Origin of the sequence: Methylobacter arcticus (assembly GCF_050917435.1) — a bacterium.
Classification (GTDB): domain Bacteria; phylum Pseudomonadota; class Gammaproteobacteria; order Methylococcales; family Methylomonadaceae; genus Methylobacter_A; species Methylobacter_A titanis.
In genome coordinates this window covers 3,528,053-3,550,925 of the sequence record NZ_CP159583.1, presented here as the reverse complement: position 1 = coordinate 3,550,925, position 22,873 = coordinate 3,528,053, and the positions used below count along the sequence as shown (strand labels likewise).

At 44.9% G+C, this 22,873-nt stretch carries 18 protein-coding genes and 5 tRNA genes; 20 read left to right on the top strand and 3 right to left on the bottom strand.

The window, feature by feature from the left end; genetic code table 11:
* Nucleotides 1-3: 3 nt before the first annotated feature.
* From prmC to hemA, 3 genes are read right to left on the bottom strand one after another with little or no spacing between them, the layout of a single operon-like run.
* A complete protein-coding gene (prmC, locus tag ABXJ76_RS16975) occupies nt 4-846 on the bottom strand; it encodes a peptide chain release factor N(5)-glutamine methyltransferase (protein WP_432742217.1) in 843 nt (280 codons plus the stop codon).
* 5 nt (nt 847-851) lie between these two features.
* Nucleotides 852-1,937: a peptide chain release factor 1 gene (gene prfA / locus ABXJ76_RS16970; RefSeq protein ID WP_432742215.1), complete on the bottom strand. Its 1,086-nt coding sequence runs from the start codon at nt 1,935-1,937 to the stop codon at nt 852-854.
* Nucleotides 1,934-3,193, bottom strand: coding sequence for a glutamyl-tRNA reductase (gene hemA / locus ABXJ76_RS16965; protein ID WP_432742213.1), 1,260 nt, complete (start codon nt 3,191-3,193; stop codon nt 1,934-1,936). The genes prfA and hemA overlap by 4 nt, the downstream gene beginning before the upstream one ends.
* A gap of 218 nt (nt 3,194-3,411) precedes the next feature.
* Between hemA and ABXJ76_RS16960 the strand changes: the two genes are divergently transcribed.
* The 20 genes from ABXJ76_RS16960 (at nt 3,412) to rpoC (ending at nt 22,717) form a co-directional block, all read left to right on the top strand.
* Nucleotides 3,412-5,157 (top strand): tetratricopeptide repeat protein, encoded by a 1,746-nt coding sequence (locus ABXJ76_RS16960; RefSeq protein WP_432742211.1) that lies wholly within the window; start codon nt 3,412-3,414, stop codon nt 5,155-5,157.
* Complete coding sequence (gene lolB / locus ABXJ76_RS16955) at nt 5,147-5,752, top strand: lipoprotein insertase outer membrane protein LolB (protein WP_432742209.1); 606 nt, start codon at nt 5,147-5,149, stop codon at nt 5,750-5,752. The genes ABXJ76_RS16960 and lolB overlap by 11 nt, the downstream gene beginning before the upstream one ends.
* On the top strand, nt 5,733-6,605 hold the full coding sequence (ispE, locus tag ABXJ76_RS16950; RefSeq protein WP_432742207.1) for a 4-(cytidine 5'-diphospho)-2-C-methyl-D-erythritol kinase: 873 nt from the start codon (nt 5,733-5,735) through the stop codon (nt 6,603-6,605). Before lolB ends, ispE begins: the two co-directional genes overlap by 20 nt.
* A gap of 13 nt (nt 6,606-6,618) precedes the next feature.
* Nucleotides 6,619-6,693, top strand: a tRNA-Gln gene (locus ABXJ76_RS16945).
* A 38-nt stretch (nt 6,694-6,731) separates the two neighbouring features.
* Complete coding sequence (locus tag ABXJ76_RS16940; protein WP_432742206.1) at nt 6,732-7,685, top strand: ribose-phosphate diphosphokinase; 954 nt, start codon at nt 6,732-6,734, stop codon at nt 7,683-7,685.
* 60 nt (nt 7,686-7,745) lie between these two features.
* Nucleotides 7,746-8,357, top strand: coding sequence for a 50S ribosomal protein L25/general stress protein Ctc (locus ABXJ76_RS16935; RefSeq protein WP_432742205.1), 612 nt, complete (start codon nt 7,746-7,748; stop codon nt 8,355-8,357).
* 6 nt (nt 8,358-8,363) lie between these two features.
* Nucleotides 8,364-8,933, top strand: a complete 570-nt coding sequence (pth, locus tag ABXJ76_RS16930; protein ID WP_432742203.1) for an aminoacyl-tRNA hydrolase — start codon at nt 8,364-8,366, stop codon at nt 8,931-8,933.
* A 168-nt stretch (nt 8,934-9,101) separates the two neighbouring features.
* Nucleotides 9,102-9,186: transfer RNA gene (locus tag ABXJ76_RS16925), tRNA-Tyr, on the top strand.
* Between the two features lie 16 nt (nt 9,187-9,202).
* A tRNA-Gly gene (locus ABXJ76_RS16920) sits at nt 9,203-9,276 on the top strand.
* 15 nt (nt 9,277-9,291) lie between these two features.
* Nucleotides 9,292-9,367, top strand: a tRNA-Thr gene (locus ABXJ76_RS16915).
* A 32-nt stretch (nt 9,368-9,399) separates the two neighbouring features.
* Complete coding sequence (gene tuf / locus ABXJ76_RS16910) at nt 9,400-10,590, top strand: elongation factor Tu (RefSeq protein ID WP_432742201.1); 1,191 nt, start codon at nt 9,400-9,402, stop codon at nt 10,588-10,590.
* Between the two features lie 48 nt (nt 10,591-10,638).
* Nucleotides 10,639-10,714: transfer RNA gene (locus ABXJ76_RS16905), tRNA-Trp, on the top strand.
* Nucleotides 10,715-10,758: 44 nt separating this feature from the next.
* Entirely contained in the window at nt 10,759-11,136 is a 378-nt protein-coding gene (secE, locus tag ABXJ76_RS16900; RefSeq protein ID WP_432742199.1) for a preprotein translocase subunit SecE, read from the top strand.
* A gap of 4 nt (nt 11,137-11,140) precedes the next feature.
* On the top strand, nt 11,141-11,674 hold the full coding sequence (nusG, locus tag ABXJ76_RS16895) for a transcription termination/antitermination protein NusG (protein WP_432742198.1): 534 nt from the start codon (nt 11,141-11,143) through the stop codon (nt 11,672-11,674).
* Nucleotides 11,675-11,780: 106 nt separating this feature from the next.
* Nucleotides 11,781-12,212: a 50S ribosomal protein L11 gene (gene rplK, locus ABXJ76_RS16890; protein WP_340121071.1), complete on the top strand. Its 432-nt coding sequence runs from the start codon at nt 11,781-11,783 to the stop codon at nt 12,210-12,212.
* Nucleotides 12,212-12,907 carry a 50S ribosomal protein L1 gene (rplA, locus tag ABXJ76_RS16885; protein WP_432742196.1) on the top strand — a complete coding sequence of 232 codons (696 nt, stop codon included), beginning with the start codon at nt 12,212-12,214 and terminating at the stop codon, nt 12,905-12,907. The genes rplK and rplA overlap by 1 nt, the downstream gene beginning before the upstream one ends.
* Before the next feature lie 230 nt (nt 12,908-13,137).
* Entirely contained in the window at nt 13,138-13,632 is a 495-nt protein-coding gene (rplJ, locus tag ABXJ76_RS16880; RefSeq protein WP_432742194.1) for a 50S ribosomal protein L10, read from the top strand.
* 70 nt (nt 13,633-13,702) lie between these two features.
* Complete coding sequence (rplL, locus tag ABXJ76_RS16875; protein ID WP_432742192.1) at nt 13,703-14,071, top strand: 50S ribosomal protein L7/L12; 369 nt, start codon at nt 13,703-13,705, stop codon at nt 14,069-14,071.
* 148 nt (nt 14,072-14,219) lie between these two features.
* Complete coding sequence (gene rpoB / locus ABXJ76_RS16870; protein WP_432746559.1) at nt 14,220-18,314, top strand: DNA-directed RNA polymerase subunit beta; 4,095 nt, start codon at nt 14,220-14,222, stop codon at nt 18,312-18,314.
* A gap of 209 nt (nt 18,315-18,523) precedes the next feature.
* On the top strand, nt 18,524-22,717 hold the full coding sequence (rpoC, locus tag ABXJ76_RS16865) for a DNA-directed RNA polymerase subunit beta' (protein WP_432746557.1): 4,194 nt from the start codon (nt 18,524-18,526) through the stop codon (nt 22,715-22,717).
* Nucleotides 22,718-22,873: the final 156 nt, after the last annotated feature.

Sequence of the window (22,873 nt, the reverse complement as noted above, 5' to 3'; positions counted from 1 at the left end):
TAGTTAAGGGTTCCATAGGCCATAAGTCACTCGGGGTTGCCCGGATAAGTCTTTATAGGTTTGTACTTTATCATAATGCAAATTTTTAAATAGGGTTTGGACTTGCTGTTGCTGGTCGTAGCCATGTTCAATCAGCAAGTGTCCTTTTGGTTCCAAGTGGTTTCGAGCTAGGGTGGCGATGATTTTAATATCACCAAGTCCCTGCTCTGCGGCGCACAAGGCTGTTTGCGGTTCAAACCGGACATCGCCTTGCTGAAGATGGCTGTCATCTTCTGCAATATAAGGCGGGTTGCTGATAATTAGGTCGAATTTGCTATCGGGAACATCGGCATACCAGTTGCTTTGGTAAAACTGAACATTGTTGATGTGGTGTTTGTCAGCATTGAGTCGGGCGATAGCTAACGCGGCCACGCTAATATCGGTGGCGCTGATCTGTGCATGAGGGCGTTCAGCGGCCAGCGTAATGGCAATAATGCCCGAGCCGGTACCCAGATCAATGATCTTGACCGGTTCATCTGCCGGTATCAGCTTTAAACTGAGCTCAATAAGCAGTTCGGTGTCGGGTCTGGGAATCAATACGTCAGGCGATACCTGAAAATCCCGCGACCAGAATTCCCTGTTGCCGGTGATATAGGCAATGGGTGTGCCTTGTTGGCGTTGTTCAAGCAACGCCCTGAACGTTGCCAGTTGCTCGGGCTGTAGTGGTTTGTCCGGCCAGGCGCGAAGATGGGAGCGCGGTTTGTCAATTGCCAGGCACAGTAAAACTTCCGCATCCAGTAAGGCTGAATCGGTGACTAATGCCAGTGTGTCGGCGGCGTCTGTCAGCACGGATTTTATGCTGCGCATGTGATTTAGTCTTCGCCCAACTGGGTGAGCAGTTCGGCTTGGTGTTCGCTGATCAGGGGTTGCAGGACATGCTCTAGTCCACCCTGCATGATGTCGTCGAGTTTATACAGGGTCAGGTTGATGCGGTGATCGGTTAAGCGTCCTTGCGGGTAGTTGTAGGTGCGGATGCGTTCGGAACGGTCGCCGCTGCCGACTTGCAGTTTTCGGGTGGCCGATTGTTCTGCATGGTGTTTTTCCTGTTCGGCGGATAGCAAGCGCGATGCTAATAAAGACATGGCTCTGGCGCGATTTTTATGTTGCGAGCGTTCATCTTGGCACTCCACCACTACGCCGCTTGGCATGTGGGTAATGCGTATTGCCGATTCGGTCTTGTTGATGTGCTGTCCACCGGCTCCTGAGGCGCGGAAGGTGTCGACTTTAAGATCTGCTGGGTTTATGTCGATGGCGTCAACCTCGTCGACTTCCGGCATGATGGCGACGGTGCAGGCCGAAGTATGGATGCGTCCTTGCGACTCGGTTTCAGGCACGCGCTGCACCCGATGTGCGCCGGATTCGAATTTTAACTGGGAATAAACATCCTTGCCGGTAACGCGCAGTATGACTTCTTTGTAGCCGCCATGATCGCCGTGACTTTCGTTGATAATTTCTGTTTGCCAGCCTTTGCGCTCGGCATAACGCTGATACATGCGGGCAAGATCGCCGGAGAAGATCGCCGCTTCGTCGCCGCCAGTTCCGGCGCGGATTTCGATAAAAATATTGCGATTATCGTTAGGGTCTTTAGGCAGTAACAGCACTTGCATTTCATGATCGATTGCATCCCGCTGGTTTTCAGCGTCGTTTACTTCCTCTTTGGCCATTTCCCTTAATTCCGGGTCGCTGTCATTGGCCATTTCCTTGGCTGATGCTAGCGTTTCCAACGTCTGTTGATAGCGTTTGTAGCAATCAACCAGCGGATTAATTTGGGCGTATTCCTGGCTTAAGGAGCGAAATTTGTTTTGATTGCCTTGTACTTCAGGGTCTGAAAGTAAGGCGGCGATTTCGTCATAGCGTTCGCACAGGTTTTCGAGTTTATGTTGTATGGATTGTTTCATTGAGAGTTAGTTAATTTAAAAATTTCGCGGGCGGCGGCGATCAAATCGTGGCGTTGGTTTTCGGCGGCGGCTCTGATTTGGGTGCTGGGGGTATGGATGAGTTTGTTAGTCAGGCTATGGGCTAGTCGGTTAAGGGCTTGTTCGGCGGGGACGCCGCTTTTTAGTAGGCCTAAGGCTTTCTGCAAGGCCGCATCACGGGATTGTTCGGCTTGCTTCCGATAATCCTGGATAGTCGATTGAGCGCCTTGGGCGCGCAGCCAAGCTAAGAAGTAGTCGACTTGGGTGTCGATGATTTCTTCGGCCTGTTCAGCAGCTAGTCGGCGGGTATTCATATTTTTATCTATGGTGTTTTGCAGATCGTCGATGGTGTAAAGGTACACATCGCTAAGTTGCTCAACTTCAGCCTCAATATCCCGGGGTACGGCAAGGTCTACCATGAACATCGGTTTATGCTTGCGTTTTTTTAGAGCGCTTTCAACGCGGCCTTTGCCCAGTATCGGCAGTTGACTTGCCGTTGATGAGATAACGATGTCGGCTTCGGCCAGATGCATAGGCAGTTCGGTTAAGTCGATCGCGTAGCCGTTAAACTGTAAGGCCAAGGCGTGGGCTTTATCATAGGTGCGGTTGGCAATAATAATACGTCCGATGCCTTGTTGCGACAAATGCCGCGCGGTCAGTTCTATGGTTTCGCCTGCGCCTATGAGAAGGGCAGTCTGCTCGCTGAGTTTATCGAAGATTTGCTGTGCCAGTTGCACGGCGGCAAAGGCAACCGATACGGGGCTGGAACCAATAGCGGTATCGGTGCGCACCTTTTTGGCGGCGGTAAAGGTATGTTGAAAAAGCCTGCCCAAGCGCTTACCCAAGGTCCCTGCATCATAGGCGGTCTGATAAGCCGTTTTCATTTGCCCAAGAATTTGCGGCTCTCCCAAAATCATCGAATCGAGGCCGCATGCTACGCGAAACATGTGGCGGATCAGGTCGCTATCGGTATAGCAGTACAAATAAGGCATAAAATCGTCGGCATTGATTTGTTTGCTTTGGGCTACCCAGTCAATCAGGATTTGTTTGTTTGCTGTAGTTGAGGTGCAGTAAAATTCGGTGCGGTTACAGGTAGACAATATCGCGGCTTCGCTGATTTCTTTGATGTGCCACAATTCCTGCAACGAAGATCCAAGGATTTCGGCAGGGAATGAAAGGCGCTCACGGATTGAGACCGGCGCGGTGTTATAATTAATCCCAACTGCAAGAAGTGTCATGTGATTAGGTTCAAGGTAAAAAGATCCAAGGATCAAGGGTCAAGGTTGGTTTTTTAAATGGCTAACCTTTTACCTTGGGCCTTAACGACTGTATTATGTAAGTATATTCTAAGAAATATAACGGCTTTATCCAAATGGAATAAACCAGCTGTCTGACTCAACTGGTTTTTCTGATAATCTATGGCAAAATATATGTGGGCAATTAATAGGACGACTGTGTGTTAATTTTTAGATTGTTTTCAGTGTTAATCCTCGTGTTTCTTAATGGTTGCGCCAGTTCACCTGAGAAGCCGAGTGCGCAGGAAGAAGTGATTGAACCTGTAACAATAGACGAACCCAAGGAAAAAACGCAACAAAGTGAAGTAAAAACATCGATAGATCCAGACGTGATGTACATGCTAATGGCGGCAGAGCTTGCGGGACAAAGAGGTCAATATGCCATTGCGTTGGAGGGTTACATGGAGGCCGCCAAGCGTGTTAATGATCCCAGGTTTGCTGAAAGAGCGGCAAAGATTGCCATGTATATGAGGGATGGCAATAAAACGGATGAGGCGGTTTCTTTATGGTTAAAACAAGATCCTAAGAATCCAACGGCAAGAAAAATAGCCGCATTATCTGCATTAAGAACCGGCGATAAACAGGCTGCTGTTGATCATCTGGATGCGGTGTTAAAAATGGATCCTGCTGAATTTGAAAAGACAGTGCTTGAATTGTTCACTGTTTTGCAAAGAGACGGCAAGACGAATTTTTTTTATGGGGTGTTGGATGCCTTGGCGGCGAAAAATCCTGATCAGGCTGTGGTTTATTTTGTGCAGTCGTTGTTGGCTATGGAAATGAAAGATAATGCGCTTGCTGAAAAGAAAGTGCAGCAGGCTTTGAGTATTCAGCCCGGCTGGGATAAGGCATTAATATTCCAGGCCCAGATAGCGGTAATTTCGGGGGATTTGAATAAAGCAAAAATCCTGTTGAGAAATGCATCCGTTAAATATCCTGAAAATGATAAGTTTAAAAAACTACTGGCTCAGGTGTTAATAAAAGCGGCTGAATACGAGGCGGCGGGTGAGGTTTATCAGGGTATTGTTTTGGCTGATCCGAAGGATGCTGAGAGTCAGATTTCACTGGCATTAGTGCATTTGCAGTTGGATCGTGACGAGAAGGCGGAGGATATCTTTAAACAATTACTTGGTCAGCCTGAATGGCAAAATCAGGCGAGTTTTTATCTGGGAAAAATAGAAGAAAAGCGTGGGCATACGCAAAAAGCGTTGACATGGTTTGATAAAGTAACTGACGGGCCGTTGGTTTTTGACTCGGCAATTGCGGCAGTATCATTGCTGGTAAAAGACAATGAATTCGAGAAAGCCGATTCGCGGTTGGGACTGTTGGCGGGTCAGTTTCCAAAACAGAGGCTGCGCATCATTTTGATGCAGGCTGGGTTGTTCAGTCAGCAAAAGCAATATGAAAAAGCCTTTGGGTTATTGAGTGGTGCATTGGCCAGTCAGCCAGATCAAAGGGACTTGTTATATACGCGTGCGTTAATGGCGGAGCGGATTAATAAGTTGGATATACTGGAGGCTGACCTGAAAAAAATATTAATCAAATATCCCGATGATGCGGAGGCTTTAAACGCATTGGGTTATAGCTTGCTAGCTAATGCGGGTCGTTATGTCGAGGCAGAAAAATATCTGCTGCATGCGCTTAAATTGCAGCCGGATGAGGCGGTAATTTTGGATAGTTTTGGCTGGCTACAGTTTAAACTGGGAAAGCTTGAGCAAGCCAAGAGTTATCTTGAGCGGGCGTATGCAAAGCAGCAGGAAGGTGAGATAGCAGCTCATCTTGCTGAAGTGTTGTGGCACTTGGATAGAAAAGAGGCGGCCAGAAAAATATTTGATGAGGCTATTAAAAAAGCACCAGAAGATGAATATTTACTGGAGTTCCAAAAGAGAATATTGAGTAGTGAAAAATAGGGTGCTGCATTTTAAAATAGGATTATTGGTTGGTGGGTGCTTGATATTTTTATTGTCGGCTTGTTCCGTTGTTCCTGTTGAGCCGGATGCGCGTTATTCAAGGGCTGCAATGCTCCATCTCTATGAGTTGGAATCTTGGTCGTTTGAAGGGCGATTGGCATTGACGGGGGAAGGTGATCCCTGGTCGGCCAATATAAGCTGGGAGCATAGTCCTGATGCAGAGAAAATAAGGTTATCCGGTCCCATGGGGCAGGGGGCAGTTGTTATTTCATTAGCAGGTAATGTTGTCACCATAGATCGAGGTGGGGACGATGTGCAATCATCAACGCAACCTGAAGAGTTTATTAAACGGCAATTGGGCATGCTTGTTCCTGTGCTGTCTCTGCGGTATTGGGTGGTAGGTTTGCCGGAGCCATCGGCCTCATACAAGGAGACCGATGCCGGCTTTAATCAGGCCGGATGGCTGAGCGAATATAAGCAAATGCAGCCGGTTGATAATGGTACTATGCCGCACAAAATGACGGTTATGAATAAGCAGGTCAAGTTAAAGTTAATTATCGATCGCTGGGTTGTAAATGACGTTAAAAAAAATTAATCGGGCTGTCTGGACAGAAAGATGGCCGGCGCCGGCAAAATTGAACTTAATGTTGCGAATTACCGGACAACGAAGTGATGGGTATCATTTGCTGCAGACGGTATTTCAATTCATAGATTTATGTGATTGGATAACATTTCATCCTGTGGGTAACGGGGTGGTTAGTTTGCAGAAAACAATACCTGGTGTAGCTGAAGCCGATGATCTGACGATCAGGGCGGCAAAGCTGTTAAAAGCAGAAACTGGCTGCGAGCAAGGCGTATGCATTGAGGTCGAAAAAAACCTGCCTATGGGGGGCGGACTTGGTGGCGGTAGTTCAGATGCGGCAACGACTTTGGTTGTGCTGAACGAGCTATGGAATCTGAATTTATCAAGAGAAAGGTTGGCGGAACTCGGCTTGACATTGGGAGCAGATGTGCCGGTGTTTGTATATGGTTATTCATCATGGGCGGAAGGAGTTGGTGAAAAGCTTGAGAGAATAGATGTTCCGGAACAGTGGGTTGTATTAATAAAGCCTGATTGTCATGTAGATACGAAAGAAGTTTTTTTAGCTAAAGATTTGACACGGACTAGTAAATCAATCAGAATAGTCGACTTTATAGCGGGTCAGCACCAAAACGATTGTCTTGGGGTGGTTCGCGAACGTTACCAACCTGTTAAAGACGCTTTGGTTGATTTGTCTGAATTTTCTGAGGCAAGGCTAACCGGGACAGGGGCTTGTGTTTTTGCACAGTTTGATTCTGAAAAAGCCGCAGTCAGTGCCTATCAGTCACTTCAAAAGAAATGGCGGGTTTATCTGGTGAAGGGTGTAAATGAATCTCCTTTGTTTTCAAAGCTGAAGACTGGTAACTGAATATCATAATTATTGGGCCGTCGCCAAGCGGTAAGGCACGGGGTTTTGATCTCCGCATACCAAGGTTCGAATCCTTGCGGCCCAGCCATTTACCTCGCTAAGTTGAATTCTATTTGGGAGTGCTTGATGAGTGACACCTCTGTGATGGTGTTTTCTGGAAATGCTAACTTGGCTTTGTCAGAGGGTATAGTAAAGAAGCTCAATATGCGTCTTGGAATGGCGACCGTCGGAAGATTTAGTGATGGAGAAGTCGCGGTAGAGATTGAAGAAAATGTTCGTGGTAAGGATGTTTTTGTTATTCAGCCGACCTGTTCGCCAACAAATGAAAATCTGATGGAGTTGTTGGTGATGATGGATGCTTTAAATAGGGCGTCAGCGTCACGAATAACAGCAGTGATGCCCTATTATGGCTATGCTCGGCAGGACAGAAGGTCGCGTTCAGCGCGAGTCCCCATTAGCGCGAAACTTGTTGCAAAAATGATTGAGCAAGCAGGTGCGGATCGAGTATTAACAGTTGATTTGCATGCTGATCAAATTCAGGGTTTTTTTGATATTCCTGTGGATAATGTTTACTCTTCGCCAATTCTTCTTGGTGACGTGTGGCGGCAAAAATATAAAGATTTGATTGTTGTTTCGCCGGATGTTGGCGGCGTTGTCAGAGCTAGGGCGCTTGCAAAGCGCTTGGACGATGCCGATCTTGCGATTATAGATAAGCGTCGACCAAAAGCTAACGTAGCGGAAATTATGCATATAATTGGCGATGTAGATAGTCGTACATGTGTGTTGATCGATGATTTAGTCGATACCGCAGGAACGCTCTGTCATGCAGCAGAGGCATTGAAGAAACATGGCGCTATCAAAGTAGTTGCATATTGTACTCATGCGGTGTTGTCAGGTTCTGCTTTAAAAAATATAAATAGTTCAGAGCTTGATGAATTAGTTGTTACCGACACTATTCCGCAGAGCCATGAGGCGGCTGTGTCAGGTAAAATAAGACAGTTAAGTGTTGCAGAAATGCTGGCTGAAACCATTAGGCGCATAGCTGTTGGCGAGTCAGTTAGTTCGCTCTATGTAGATTGATAGCTGTAGATTGATAAAAATTTAATTTGTTGTGCTTAATGGCACGGGGTTGAGAGAAAAATGTCTAACGTATTTGAGTTTGTTGCCGAAAGTCGTGGGCAATCAGGTAAAAGCGCAGCCAGAAGAGCGCGTCATAAAGGTAATGTGCCTGCGGTAATATACGGTGGACATAGCGAGCCTCAAATGCTTGTGCTAAGTCATAATGAAGTAATTAAACATCTTGCGCGTGAGGCGGTGTATTCGCACGTTTTGGATATGACGGTCGATGGAAAAACAGAGAAAGTAATCCTGAAGGCTGTGCAGCGTCATCCTGCTAAATTTCAAGTCTTGCACATGGATTTCCTTCGAGTAAATATGGCGGAGATGCTAAAAGTGCATGTGCCTTTGCATTTTATTAATGAGGATACATCTATCGGCGGCAAAAAGGGCGGTATTGCGGCTCATTCCATGATTGATGTTGAAGTTACCTGTTTGCCGCCTGTACTGCCTGATTATATCGAAGTGGATCTGACTGGCCTAGATATTGGTGACTCGTTGCATCTTTCGGATATTGTTATGCCTGCAGGCGTTGAAATTGTGGCTCTGGCGCAAGGTCCTGAGCATGATCATCCTATTGCGTCTATGATGGCTTCAAAAGCTAGTAAAGATGATGTTGTGGAAGAGTCTGAATAATTTAGCATGATAAAACTTATAGTTGGCTTGGGAAATCCTGGTCAGCAGTACGAAAAAACCCGGCACAATGCCGGGTTTTTGTTTTTAGATGAATTGGTATCCGATTTCGGTTGTGATTGGGTAAATGAGTCCAGATTTGATGGTTTGTTGGCTGTAATTAGGGTTGCGGGCAATAAAGTAATGCTGTTAAAGCCGACTACCTTTATGAATCGAAGCGGTCAGGCTGTGGGTAAGGTTGCTCGCTACTATAGATTGGTTCCGGAGGAAATACTTGTCATTCATGATGAGTTGGATTTCGATGTTGGCGTGGTGAAGTTAAAAAAAGACGGAGGCCACGCCGGGCATAATGGTTTGAGGGACATTATTGCGCATCTTGGGTCAAAAGAGTTTTATCGATTAAGAGTCGGCATCGGGCGGCCTCAGGCTGGAAAAGTTGTGGCAGATTTTGTGTTGTCAAATCCCTCTAAAAATGAGCTGAATTCAATGTCGTCAGCTTTTGATCTTGCTCGTAGCTATTTAGTGCAGATGGTGGCGGGTGATATGTCGGTAGTGATGAATAAATTGAATTCGGGATAAGACAATTATTGTACGGTATTTATTTGGGGTTGATGTCATTTGATGCATTTTATGGTGATCATTTAAAAATGGTATTAATTAAAGATTGTGCATTTAGCTGTTAAATAATTAAATTGGTTGTTGACACTGGTAAGTTAATAAAAGATAATAAACGGGTTATTCAATAACGGAGGGGTTCCCGAGCGGCCAAAGGGATCAGACTGTAAATCTGCCGGCTCTGCCTTCGGAGGTTCGAATCCTCCCCCCTCCACCATCTATTTAAAGTATCTGCGGGTGTAGTTCAATGGTAGAACTCCAGCCTTCCAAGCTGATCACGTGGGTTCGATTCCCATCACCCGCTCCATATTCGTAAAATTAAGCTCATATAGCTCAGTAGGTAGAGCACTTCCTTGGTAAGGAAGAGGTCACCGGTTCAAATCCGGTTATGAGCTCCATGTATTGTGTTGATTGTTAGGGGTGTATTTTTATGGCCAAAGAAAAATTCTCGCGTAGTAAGCCCCACGTAAACGTCGGCACAATAGGACATGTCGATCATGGTAAAACCACCTTAACTGCTGCTTTAACAAAAGTAATGGCTGAACTCCAGGGTGGAGAAGTTAAGGCCTTTGATCAGATTGATAATGCACCTGAAGAACGTGCGCGTGGTATTACTATTTCCACGTCACACGTCGAATATGAATCAGCGGTGCGTCATTATGCGCACGTTGACTGCCCAGGTCATGCTGATTACGTAAAAAACATGATTACCGGTGCGGCGCAAATGGACGGCGCTATTCTGGTCTGTTCGGCAGCTGATGGACCAATGCCGCAAACAAGAGAGCACATTCTGTTATCAAGGCAAGTAGGCGTGCCATACGTAGTGGTTTTCTTAAACAAAGCGGACATGGTTGATGATGCGGAGTTGATCGAATTGGTCGAAATGGAAATTCGAGAATTATTGGATATGTACGAATTTCCAGGTGATGATACGCCAATTATCGTAGGCTCAGCTTTACTTGCATTGCAGGGCGATACCAGCGAAATCGGGGTTCCTTCGGTGGTGAAATTAGTGGAAGCATTAGACACCTACATTCCTTTGCCGGAAAGAGCGGTAGATGGCGCATTCCTGATGCCTATCGAAGATGTGTTCTCAATCTCAGGCCGCGGTACAGTGGTAACAGGTCGTATTGAGCGCGGTATTGTTAAGGTTGGGCAGGAAATTGAAATTGTCGGCATTAAGCCCACAGTGACAACAACATGCACCGGTGTGGAAATGTTCCGCAAATTGCTTGATCAGGGTCAAGCAGGCGACAATGTTGGCATTCTTTTGAGAGGTACCAAAAGAGACGATGTTGAGCGTGGGCAGGTATTGGCGCATAAGGGTACCATTAAACCGCATTCGTACTTTAATTCAGAGATTTATATCTTGTCAAAAGAAGAGGGTGGTCGTCATACGCCTTTCTTTAATGGCTATCGTCCGCAGTTCTATTTTAGAACTACTGACGTAACAGGTGCTGTAGAGTTACCAGAAGGCGTTGAAATGGTGATGCCTGGCGATAACATTTCAGTAAAAGTAAAGCTGATTTCACCGATTGCCATGGAAGATGGTTTGCGTTTTGCAATCCGTGAAGGTGGTCGTACAGTAGGTGCGGGCGTCGTTGCATCAATACTTGAATAATAATATTATTTAGTATAGTATAGCAGTTTACGTAAGGCTTGTCTGAATAGGTCAGTAGTTCAATTGGTAGAATAGCGGTCTCCAAAACCGCGGGTTGGGGGTTCGAGACCCTCCTGGCCTGCCATTCAGATTAAAGCGTATCAAATCTATTTTCATAGTAAATAACACATGAACACTCAGGTAGAAGCGTCGGCATCAGTTTCTGATGTTGTTAAGCAAGTATTTTCCGTCATCTTTGTGGTCGCTGGTGTGGCTGCATTCTATTATTTTTCAGAAATATCACTTTTATACCGGGTTCTTGGGTTAGTTGTGGTGATTCTTGTTGTGGTGGGTCTGATACTCACTACGGGACTGGGACAGAATCTTTTGGGTTTCGTTTTGGAGGCCAAGCAGGAAGTCAGGAAGGTTATTTGGCCTACGCGTGAAGAGACTGTCCGTACTACATTGCTGGTATTTGCAATGGTTTTCATTGTCGGCTTAATTTTGTGGTTGCTGGATATGTTCCTGTTTTGGGGTGTGCGTTTTTTAACTGGTCAAGGAGGATAAAGGAATGGCTCTACGCTGGTATGTTGTTCACGCCTACTCAAATTTTGAGAATAAAGTTAAGCAAGCGTTAGAGGAAAGGATAAAACGAGAAGGTCTGGAACAATATTTTGGAAAGATCCTCGTGCCTACCGAAGAAGTTGTGGAAATGCGGATGGGGCAGCAAAGAAAAAGTGAACGAAAGTTTTTTCCGGGATATGTTTTGGTTCAGATGGATTTAACCGACGAAACTTGGCATTTGGTCAAGGATGTGCCAAAGGTGTTGGGATTTATCGGCGGAACTTCTGATCGTCCAGCGCCAATATCAGAAAAAGAAGCGCTGGGAATTCTTAATAGAGTAGAAGATGGGATAAATAAGCCTCGTCCTAAGACTATGTTTGAGGCTGGTGAAGTGATTAGAGTTATTGATGGGCCATTTAAGGATTTCAATGGTGTCGTTGAAGAAGTTAATTACGAAAAAAGTAAAATAAAAATTTCGGTCCTTATTTTTGGGCGTTCAACATCAGTTGAGCTTGGGTTTGGGCAGGTAGAAAAAAGTTAATTAAATTTAGGTATTTTGTGTTTACAAAATCACTGTCTGAATAAGGCAGTGATTTTTTGTGTCTAGGGGAGCTGAAAGGCGTCTGTACCCATATTTGGAGTAAATAATGGCTAAAAAAATAACTGCGTATATAAAATTGCAGGTTAAAGCGGGCGAAGCAAATCCAAGTCCACCAGTCGGTCCAGCATTGGGTCAGCGAGGTGTTAATATCATGGAGTTTTGTAAGGCTTTTAACGCTAAAACACAAGACACAGAAAAGGGTTTGCCTTTGCCTGTGGTTATCACTGTTTATAGTGATCGTAGTTTTACTTTTATTACAAAAACTCCGCCAGCTTCAATTCTTTTGAAGAAAGCGACGGGTATTAAAAGTGGCAGCAGCAATCCTAATACTAAGAAAGTGGGCACGGTAACCCGGGCACAGTTGGAAGAAATTGCTAAAACAAAAATGGAAGATTTGAATGCGGCAGATTTGGAAGCCGCAGTAAAAACGATTGCAGGCAGTGCGTATAGCATGGGCCTGAATGTGGAGGGATTATAATGGCTAAGTTGTCAAAAAAAGCGAAAATTATCAAAGGAAAAGTTGATAAAACCAAGCAGTATTCAATCGCTGAAGCGGTTAAGTTATTGAAAGAATTGAGTACTGCAAAGTTTAATGAAGCGATTGATGTTAGCGTTAATATGGGCGTTGATCCTCGTAAGTCCGATCAAAATGTTCGTGGTGCAACAGTGCTTCCAAACGGCACCGGAAAAACAGTCAGAGTTGCAGTTTTTACGCAAGGACCTAATGCAGATGCTGCAAGAGAAGCTGGCGCAGATATAGTCGGTATGGATGACTTAGGCGATCTAGTAAAAAAAGGTGAAATGAATTTTGATGTGGTTATTGCCTCTCCAGATGCTATGCGAGTGGTAGGTCAGTTGGGGCAAATTTTGGGTCCTAGAGGTTTAATGCCTAACCCTAAGGTTGGAACTGTAACCGCTGATGTTGCCACAGCAGTAAGAAATGCTAAATCAGGGCAGGTTCGGTATCGAACTGATAAGTCAGGGATTATTCACTGCACACTGGGTAAAGTTGCGTTCGATGAAACAGCTATTCAGGGTAATTTGGAGGCGTTGATTGCAGATTTAAAAAAACTAAAGCCGACTGCTGCAAAAGGGATATACATTAAAAAGATAACCTTATCTTCGACGATGGGTCCTGGTTTGTGTATAGATCAGAGTAGTATTTCAATTTAACGTTCGACTGCATGGACGCAGAAGGTAGAGTAATGCAGGAGCAATTACCGAGTAAAAGACTTTGGGTTGCCGACCCGTTCGGTAACCGTCAAAGACCGCAGGAGTTGTAAAACTTAATATGTCCTGCGTAGACGGAAGCTGGAACCTAAAAAAACTGGGGAAAGGGACCGTAAGGGGTATTCGAATGAATGCTTTTTATTAATTCTGGGGATAAATTCCGGAGGTAAGCTGTGGCACTAAATTTAGATAGCAAAAAAGCTGTCGTAGAAGAAGTCGCTGTATTCGCCGCTAAAGCTCATTCTGCAGTTGCAGCAGAATATCGTGGATTGACAGTTTCGGAATTAACCGAGCTGCGCAAAACTGCGAGAGAGACAGGTGTTTATCTGCGTGTAGTAAAAAATACGTTGGCAAAACGAGCGGTAGTAGGAACAGAATTTGAATGTATGCAGAGCGGACTGGTAGGTCCGTTATTGATTGCATTTTCTATGGAAGATCCAGGATCTGCGGCGCGCTTAATCAGTAATTTTGCTAAGACTCACGACAAGTTAATTACCAAGATAGTCGCTATTGGCGGACAGTCGTTTGATGGGTCTGAGCTTGCTCGACTAGCTAGTCTGCCTACTCGCGATCAAGGTATTGCTCTGTTAATGTCAGTAATGAGAGCGCCTACAGAGAAATTTGTGCGTACTTTGGCTGCAATTAGAGAACAGAAAGAAGCGGCATAGTATTGCGTTGCAATGCAACGTTTCTAGTGCTACAACCAGTTTAAAACTTATTATTTTAGAGGAATACACAATGGCAATTTCGCAAGAAGATATCTTGGAAGCGGTCTCAAAGATGAGCGTTATGGAAATCGTTGATTTGATTTCAGCGATGGAAGAAAAATTCGGTGTATCAGCGGCAGTTGCAGCTGCAGCTGCACCTGTTGCATCTGCGGCTGCGGCTGAAGAGCAAACTGAATTTAACGTTATTATGACGTCTTTCGGCGAAAACAAAGTTTCAGTTATTAAAGCAGTGCGCGGTCTTACTGGATTAGGCTTGAAAGAAGCTAAAGATGCTGTTGAAGGTGTTCCAACAACAGTGAAAGAAGGCGTTTCTAAAGCTGAAGCAGAAGAAGCACAAAAGCTGCTTGTTGATGCAGGCGCTACTGTCGAAATTAAATAAATTAAATAAATTTTGACTCGATTGCAGAGGCGTTGAAATCTGACGCGCCTGCCAAGTATGGCTGGTGGCAACCTTGTCACCGGCCTTTTACTGTTTGCACTAATTGCACGGTAGAAAATTATCTATGACGAAAAGGTTTGGAAGCGATATGTCCTACTCTTTTACAGAAAAAAAGCGTATTCGAAATAACTTTGGGAAAGGTACTGAGGTGCTTGATGTTCCCTATCTTCTGGCAACGCAAATTAATTCATATGCGGGCTTCTTGCAATCAGGTGTTACGGCTGAAAAGCGTGAAGACAGGGGTTTGCATGCTGCATTCTCTAGTGTTTTTCCCATTGAAAGCCATTCCGGATATGCGGTGCTGGAGTATGTGAAATATAGATTGGGGGAGCCTGTTTTTGATGTAAGAGAGTGTCAACAAAGAGGCGCAACCTACGCCGCCCCCTTAAGGGTATTGGTTCGTCTTGTTATTTATGACAAAGAAGCCTCTGCGAATGCAAAAGTAGTCAAGGATATCCGTGAACAGGAAGTTTACATGGGTGAGTTGCCATTGATGACGGATAATGGAACCTTTGTCATTAATGGGACAGAGCGGGTAATTGTCTCTCAGTTGCATCGTTCGCCTGGCGTTTTCTTTGATCATGATAAAGGCAAGACCCATTCGTCAGGAAAGCTGTTATTTAATGCTCGGGTTATTCCTTATCGTGGTTCGTGGTTAGATTTTGAATTTGATCATAAAGATTGTGTATTTGTTCGAATAGACAGACGAAGAAAAATACCCGCAACTATTTTGCTTAGAGGTTTAGGCTTTGACAACGAAGAAATGATCAAGATTTTCTTCGAAATGAATAAATTTACCATTGATACGCAAAAATGTATTTTCCATATCGTTCCTGAGCGTATGCGTGGCGAAATTGCAGCGTTTGATATTAAGACTGCGGATGGTCAGGTACTGGTTGAAGAGGGTCGACGAATTACGGCTAAGCATATCCGTGAAATGAACAAGTCCGGTTTGACTGAAGTCGAAGTCCCCAAAGAATACTTGTTTGGTAAGATATTAGGACATAACCTGATTGACCGATCTACAGGCGAGTTGGTCGCCAATGTGAATGACGAGCTTACTTTACCGATAATAGATCGATGCATTGAGAGCGGCATAACCGACCTTAACACCTTGTTCGTCAATGACTTAGACAAAGGTCCGTACATGTCTAATGCGATGAGGCTGGATCCAACTTCCAATAGTCTTGAAGCATTGGTTGAAATATATAGAATGATGCGTCCTGGCGAACCACCGACTAAAGACTCTGCTGAGAATTTGTTTCAGAACTTGTTCTTTACTGATGAAAGATATGATCTATCAACAGTTGGAAGAATGAAGTTTAATCGTCGTTTGGGGCGTCAAGAAATAACAGGTCCCGGTACTTTAACTAAAGATGACATCATTGATGTACTCAAAGAATTAATTGATATTCGTAATGGTAACGGTAATGTTGACGATATCGACCATTTAGGCAATAGACGTGTACGCTCGGTTGGAGAAATGATTGAGAACCAATTCCGTGTAGGTTTGGTTCGGGTTGAACGAGCGGTTAAGGAGCGATTAACACTTGCCGATTCAGAAGGATTGATGCCGCAGGAAATTATCAATGCAAAACCGGTTTCTGCAGCGGTAAAAGAGTTTTTCGGTTCCAGTCAGTTGTCGCAGTTTATGGATCAAAATAATCCATTATCCCAGGTAACTCATAAACGCCGGGTATCGGCTTTGGGACCTGGCGGTTTGGCAAGAGAACGCGCTGGATTTGAGGTTCGTGACGTACATGCAACGCATTATGGTCGTGTGTGTCCTATTGAGACACCTGAAGGACCAAATATTGGCTTGATAAATTCATTGTCGGTATATGCGCGCACCAACAATTATGGGTTTTTGGAAACACCTTATAGAAAGGTAGTCGATGGCAAAGTAACCGATCATGTTGATTATTTGTCGGCTATTGAAGAAGGCGAGTTTGTCATTGCTCAGGCCAGTGTTGCTGTAGATGCAAGCGGAAAGCTGGTTGATGGCTTGGTGTCATGTCGGCATAAAGATGAATTTACCTTGGCCATGTCTGACACTGTGCAGTATATGGATGTGTCATCTAAGCAGATTGTATCGGTAGCGGCGTCCATTATCCCTTTCCTGGAGCATGATGATGCTAACCGGGCATTGATGGGATCAAACATGCAACGTCAGGCTGTTCCTACGCTAAGGGCTGAAAAGCCATTAGTGGGTACAGGCATGGAAAGAACAGTTGCTAAAGATTCAGGCGTGACCGTGGTTGCCGCGCGTGGCGGTAAAATTGAAGCAGTTGATGCGGCTAGAATCGTGGTGCGTGTAAATGATACGGAGACCGAAACAGGTACGCCGGGGGTTGATATTTACAACCTTATTAAATATACACGCTCAAATCAGAATACCTGTATCAACCAAAAACCACTGGTAAGGCCAGGCGATATTGTTAATGCCGGCGATATTATGGCAGATGGGCCGTCTACGGATATGGGTGAGTTAGCGTTAGGGCAAAACATGCTGGTTGCGTTTATGCCTTGGAATGGATACAACTTTGAGGATTCGATTCTGGTTTCAGAGCGCGTTGTTAAAGAAGACCGTTTCACCACGATTCATATCGAAGAGAAAACTTGCGTAGCGCGTGATACCAAGCATAGCCCGGAAGAAATTACTGCAGATATTCCTAACGTCAGCGAAGAAGCGTTATCCAAACTCGATGAATCGGGAATAGTTTATGTTGGTGCTGAAGTTAAAGGCGGCGACATTTTGGTGGGTAAGGTAACGCCAAAAGGTGAAACCCAGTTAACACCAGAAGAAAAATTATTACGTGCGATTTTTGGCGAGAAAGCGGCCGATGTTAAAGATACCTCGTTACGTGTACCTGGAAGTATAGAAGGTACGGTTATTGATGTTCAGGTATTTACCCGTGATGGCGTAAAGAAGGATAAGCGAGCTCTGGATATTGAGCAGGAAGAAATCAAGCGTTACCGGAAAGACCTTGATGATCAGCTGAAAATTCTTGAAGAAGATATTTTTGCGCGTGTTGCCAGACTTTTGGTTGGCAAGGTTGCTCAAGCGGGTCCAGGGCAGTTAAAAGCGGGAACCGAAATAAGCCAATCATATCTTAATGGCTTGAAGCATTCAGAGTGGCTGAAAATCCGCATGAAGGATGAAGAGATTAATCTTCAGCTGGAAACCGTAGTTGGTCAGGTAGAGCAGCAAAGAAAAGACTTTGATGAAAAATTTGAAGTCAAGCGCAAAAAAATCACTATGGGTGACGATTTGGCGCCTGGTGTTCTGAAAATGGTCAAGGTTTATCTGGCGGTTAAAAGACGCATACAGCCTGGAGATAAGATGGCCGGACGTCATGGAAATAAAGGCGTTATTTCTATGATCAGGCCAATTGAAGACATGCCTTATACGGCTGATGGAAATCCGGTTGATATAGTCTTGAACCCATTAGGCGTACCCTCGAGGATGAACGTCGGGCAGGTGCTTGAGACGCATTTGGGTTGGGCAGCAAAAGGTCTGGGCATTAAGATAGGTAAAATGCTGGAAGCTCAATATGATCAAGAAAAAGCCAAAGTTACTGCGATCCGGGATTATTTGGACAAAATTTATAACAGCAGTGGGCGTAAAGAAGATTTAGATTCATTTACCGATCAAGAAATCCTGGAAATGGCGACTAATCTTGTCGGTGGTGTGCCTATGGCGACTCCTGTATTTGACGGCGCAAGTGAAGACGAAATTCGCACTATGTTGAAGTTGGCAGATCTGCCTGAGCATGGGCAGGTTACGCTTTATGATGGCTTGACCGGCGAACCGTTTGAACGCGAAGTCACGGTTGGCTATATGTATATGCTGAAGTTGAATCATTTAGTTGATGACAAGATGCATGCACGGTCAACAGGACCTTATAGCTTGGTTACGCAGCAGCCGTTAGGCGGTAAAGCGCAGTTTGGCGGTCAGCGTTTCGGGGAAATGGAGGTCTGGGCGCTTGAAGCTTATGGTGCGGCATATACCCTGCAGGAAATGTTGACAGTTAAATCTGATGACGTGACCGGTAGAACGCGCATGTATAAAAACATTGTCGATGGCGATCATAAAATGGAAGCCGGTATGCCGGAATCATTTAATGTTTTAATTAAAGAAATCCGCTCATTGGCTGTCAATATAGAATTGCAGCGGGATTAGGTGTGTAGGTCGGGTCGCCTAAAGCGCCTACTGTTGGTAGCATAGTCTAATCCGACAAACCAATGCCGTACCCGTTGGGTTGCGATGCAGAAATAAAGCGTCTCAGCAATTGCTCTGCCTCCTGCATTTACGCAGTCGCAACCTAACCTACAGCCTGTTCTGGTATACGCCAGAAAGCATTTAAAGAGGACAAGTTCTTGAAAGATTTAATGAATTTCCTAAAACGCCAAGGTCGTGCCGATGATTTTGACGGAATCAGCATTGGTCTGGCATCACCGGATATGATTCGTTCCTGGTCATATGGCGAAGTAAAAAAACCGGAAACGATTAATTATCGGACCTTTAAGCCTGAGCGCGATGGTTTATTTTGCGCTAAGATTTTTGGCCCGGTCAGTGATTATGAGTGCCTTTGCGGTAAATATAAAAGACTGAAGCATCGCGGCGTTATTTGCGAAAAGTGCGGTGTTGAAGTTACGTTGTCCAAGGTTCGTCGTGAAAGAATGGGGCATATTGATTTAGCCAGTCCCGTTGCACATATTTGGTTTTTAAAATCACTGCCTTCCAGAATAGCGTTGTTATTGGATATGACGCTACGCGAAATCGAGCGCGTGTTATATTTTGAATCATTCGTGGTTTTAGATCCCGGCATGACACCTTTAGATAAAGGGCAGCTGCTTACCGATGATGATTATTTAGATGCAGTTGAATTGCATGGCGATGATTTTGTCGCAAAAATGGGTGCAGAAGCGATCTATGATTTGCTTAAATCGATTGACTTGAAAGAACAAGTTGAAATTCTTCGTGAAGAAATAAATTCTACCAATTCAGAAACCAAGATCAAGAAGTACTCAAAGCGCCTGAAAGTTATGGATGCGTTATTGAGTTCAAAAAATCGCCCTGAATGGATGATTCTGAAAGTGTTGCCCGTATTGCCTCCTGAGTTACGCCCGCTGGTGCCTCTGGATGGCGGTCGATTTGCAACCTCTGATTTGAATGATCTTTATCGCCGGGTTATCAACAGAAACAACCGTTTAAACCGGTTGCTGGACTTGAATGCGCCTGACATTATCGTTCGTAACGAAAAGCGCATGTTGCAGGAATCTGTTGATGCGTTGCTTGATAATGGCCGTCGTGGTCGTGCGATTACCGGAACCAATAGAAGGCCGCTTAAATCATTAGCAGATATGATCAAGGGCAAGCAAGGTCGTTTTAGACAAAACTTGTTAGGTAAGCGCGTTGATTATTCGGGGCGTTCGGTCATTGTTGTCGGGCCTACGTTAAGGCTGCACCAATGCGGACTTCCGAAAAAAATGGCATTGGAGTTATTCAAGCCATTTATATTTAGCAAGCTGCAATTTCGCGGCCTGGCCACAACCATTAAAGCTGCGAAAAAAATGGTTGAAAGAGAAGGCGCTGAAGTCTGGGACATTCTTGAAGAAGTTATCCGTGAGCATCCCATTTTATTAAATCGTGCGCCTACCTTGCATAGACTAGGTATTCAAGCATTTGAGCCTACGCTGATTGAAGGCAAGGCAATCCAGTTGCATCCGTTGGTCTGTAGTGCATTTAACGCTGACTTTGACGGCGATCAGATGGCTGTGCATATTCCGTTATCAATTGAAGCTCAAATTGAAGCCAGAACGTTAATGATGGCGACGAATAACATTCTGTCTCCTGCAAATGGTGAGCCTGTCATTAATCCGTCTCAAGACGTGGTTCTAGGGCTTTATTATATTAGCCGTGAAAAAATTAATGCAAAAGGTGATGGCAGTATATTCGTCAGTGTCGGTGAAATTCATAAGGCTCTGCTAACTAAAACAGTTGAATTGCAATCTAAAATTCAAGTACGCATCACGGAAAAGGTGGTGAATGAAAATGGCGAAACTGAAGATAAAACTCATCGCGTAGAAACTACCGTGGGTCGTGCGTTAATCTGGGAAGTCGTTCCAGATCGTATGCCTTACGAGATGGTTAACTGTGATATGACCAAAAAGAATATATCGCGGTTAATTAACTACAGTTATCGTTATTTGGGTAACAAAGATACGGTAATACTTGCCGATCAGTTGATGTATCTGGGTTTCAGGTATGCAACGATCTCAGGAATTTCATTTGGTATCGAAGATATGGTAATACCGGCTAAAAAAATCGATATTATTAAAGCTTCCGATGCTGAAGTTAACGAGATTCAAAGTCAATATGCTTCCGGCTTGGTAACTGACGGCGAACGATATAACAAGGTTGTTGATATTTGGTCGCATGCTAACGACCAGATAGCTAAGGTCATGATGGATGGGCTGGGTGAAGAGTCGGTTGTTAATGCTGAAGGTAAGACGGTAAAACAAAAATCGTTTAATTCTATCTTTATGATGGCTGAGTCAGGGGCAAGGGGTTCTGCGGCTCAGATTCGTCAGTTAGCTGGGATGCGTGGCTTGATGGCTAAGCCTGACGGCTCTATTATTGAAACGCCGATCACCGCTAATTTCAGGGAAGGCTTGGACGTATTGCAGTACTTTATCTCTACTCATGGTGCCCGTAAAGGTCTGGCGGATACGGCATTAAAAACTGCAAACTCAGGGTACCTGACACGTAGATTAGTCGATGTGGCGCAGGATCTGGTCATTAACGGTGATGATTGCGGTACGACTAATGGTCTGATCATGACCCCAATTATTGAAGGTGGTGACGTTGTTGAGCCATTGTCAGAGCGCGTATTAGGCCGAGTTGCTGTCAATGACATCATGGATCCGGCTGGAGATGTTGTTGTGGTACCCGGCGGTACGTTATTGGATGAGCACTGGGTGGCTGTTCTTGATGAGCATAGTATTGATCAGGTTTTGGTTCGTTCAATCATTACCTGTGAAAACAGACATGGTGTTTGTGCTGCTTGTTATGGGCGTGATTTGGGTCGCGGTCATCTGGTGAATATTGGTGAGGCGGTAGGTGTTATTGCGGCGCAGTCAATCGGTGAGCCAGGTACGCAGTTGACTATGCGGACCTTCCATATCGGTGGGGCGGCATCTAGATCTGCTGCAATCAGTAATGTTCAGGTTAAGTCTGCGGGAACTGTGCGTCTTAATAATCTGAAATCGGTCATGAATCGTGAAGGAAACCTGGTTGCGGTCTCAAGATCGGGTGAGGTCGGTGTGGTTGATGATTATGGCCGGGAAAAAGAGCGTTATAAAATTCCTTATGGGGCGGTACTTTCCGTACAGGAAGGTTCTCGAATCAATGCCGGTGATATAATTGTTGCTTGGGATCCTCATACGCATCCGGTAATAACTGAAGTAGATGGTGTGGTTGAGTTAGTTGATTTTGTCGACGGTGTCACCGTACAAAAACAATCTGATGAAGTTACCGGCTTGAGTTCATTGGTCGTCACTGATCCAAAGCAGCGGGGAAGTGCGGGTAAGGAATTACGGCCAATGGTGAAGCTATTTGATGGTGATGGGAATTCAATTTATTTGCCGGGTACTGAAATACCTGCGCAATATTTCTTGCCAGCCGGTGCGATTGCCGGGATCAAAGACGGCGGAGAAGTTAAGGTCGGTGATGTTTTGGCGAGGATTCCTCAGGAGTCTAGTAAGACGAGAGATATTACCGGTGGTTTGCCGCGGGTTGCTGATTTATTTGAAGCGCGAAAAACAAAAGATCCTGCGATCCTTGCTGAGACCAGTGGAACTATTGCTTTTGGGAAAGAAACCAAAGGCAAGCAGCGGGTCATAATTACCGACCCTGCAGGTGAGCAAATTGAAACCCTGATACCCAAATGGCGTCATATTACGGTCTTTGAGGGTGAGTATGTTGAAAAGGGTGAAACGATTGCAGAAGGTGAGTTGACTCCACACGATATTCTCAGGTTAAGAGGAATTGAGGAGTTAGCTAACTATCTGGTTAAGGAAATCCAGGATGTATATCGTTTGCAGGGTGTTAAGATCAATGATAAACACATTGAGGCTATCATTCGTCAAATGCTCAGAAAGGTTGAGATTACTGCGTCAGGTGACACAGGATTCCTGAAAGGGGATCAGGTTGAGCGTGCCGCAATGCGAGAAGAAAATGACAAGATGGAGGCTGAAGGAAAGATTCCGGCAAGTTACAATTCTGTGTTGTTAGGGATTACTAAGGCATCATTGGCGACGGAGTCATTTATTTCTGCGGCGTCATTCCAGGAAACAACCCGTGTATTGACTGATGCAGCGGTGCGTGGATTAAGTGATGGCTTACAAGGATTAAAAGAGAATGTTATTGTTGGTCGTTTAATCCCAGCAGGAACTGGCTTGGCTTTTCATGAAGGCAGAAAAAACAGATTTGCTCAGCATGATTTGGTTGAGAGTGAGGCGCCTCTGGCGGTGGATGCTGGGGATGTGGAAGAAGCCCTTAAGCAGGCTTTGAATATTTAGGAAATCGTTTTTAAATATGGACTTGACCTGCTAGGTATTAGCAAGTATTATGTTCTGCTCAAATGAGCAGACATGCTTAGGTCGGGTCGAATCGTAATTAACCGTTTGTATTTATTAAGTGCGGCGGTTATTTTATTGTCTGGCAGTTAAATTGTA

Excerpts from the sequence above, each read along its gene's own strand:
- pth (WP_432742203.1), top strand. The coding sequence starts at position 8,364 with ATGATAAAACTTATAGTTGGCTTGGGAAATCCTGGTCAGCAGTACGAA.
- rplL (WP_432742192.1), top strand. The coding sequence starts at position 13,703 with ATGGCAATTTCGCAAGAAGATATCTTGGAAGCGGTCTCAAAGATGAGC.
- rpoB (WP_432746559.1), top strand. The coding sequence starts at position 14,220 with ATGTCCTACTCTTTTACAGAAAAAAAGCGTATTCGAAATAACTTTGGG.
- rpoC (WP_432746557.1), top strand. The coding sequence starts at position 18,524 with ATGAATTTCCTAAAACGCCAAGGTCGTGCCGATGATTTTGACGGAATC.
- ispE (WP_432742207.1), top strand. The coding sequence starts at position 5,733 with ATGACGTTAAAAAAAATTAATCGGGCTGTCTGGACAGAAAGATGGCCG.
- ABXJ76_RS16940 (WP_432742206.1), top strand. The coding sequence starts at position 6,732 with ATGAGTGACACCTCTGTGATGGTGTTTTCTGGAAATGCTAACTTGGCT.
- prmC (WP_432742217.1), bottom strand. The coding sequence starts at position 846 with ATGCGCAGCATAAAATCCGTGCTGACAGACGCCGCCGACACACTGGCA.
- hemA (WP_432742213.1), bottom strand. The coding sequence starts at position 3,193 with ATGACACTTCTTGCAGTTGGGATTAATTATAACACCGCGCCGGTCTCA.
- secE (WP_432742199.1), top strand. The coding sequence starts at position 10,759 with ATGAACACTCAGGTAGAAGCGTCGGCATCAGTTTCTGATGTTGTTAAG.
- rplK (WP_340121071.1), top strand. The coding sequence starts at position 11,781 with ATGGCTAAAAAAATAACTGCGTATATAAAATTGCAGGTTAAAGCGGGC.
- prfA (WP_432742215.1), bottom strand. The coding sequence starts at position 1,937 with ATGAAACAATCCATACAACATAAACTCGAAAACCTGTGCGAACGCTAT.
- nusG (WP_432742198.1), top strand. The coding sequence starts at position 11,141 with ATGGCTCTACGCTGGTATGTTGTTCACGCCTACTCAAATTTTGAGAAT.
- tuf (WP_432742201.1), top strand. The coding sequence starts at position 9,400 with ATGGCCAAAGAAAAATTCTCGCGTAGTAAGCCCCACGTAAACGTCGGC.
- ABXJ76_RS16935 (WP_432742205.1), top strand. The coding sequence starts at position 7,746 with ATGTCTAACGTATTTGAGTTTGTTGCCGAAAGTCGTGGGCAATCAGGT.
- rplA (WP_432742196.1), top strand. The coding sequence starts at position 12,212 with ATGGCTAAGTTGTCAAAAAAAGCGAAAATTATCAAAGGAAAAGTTGAT.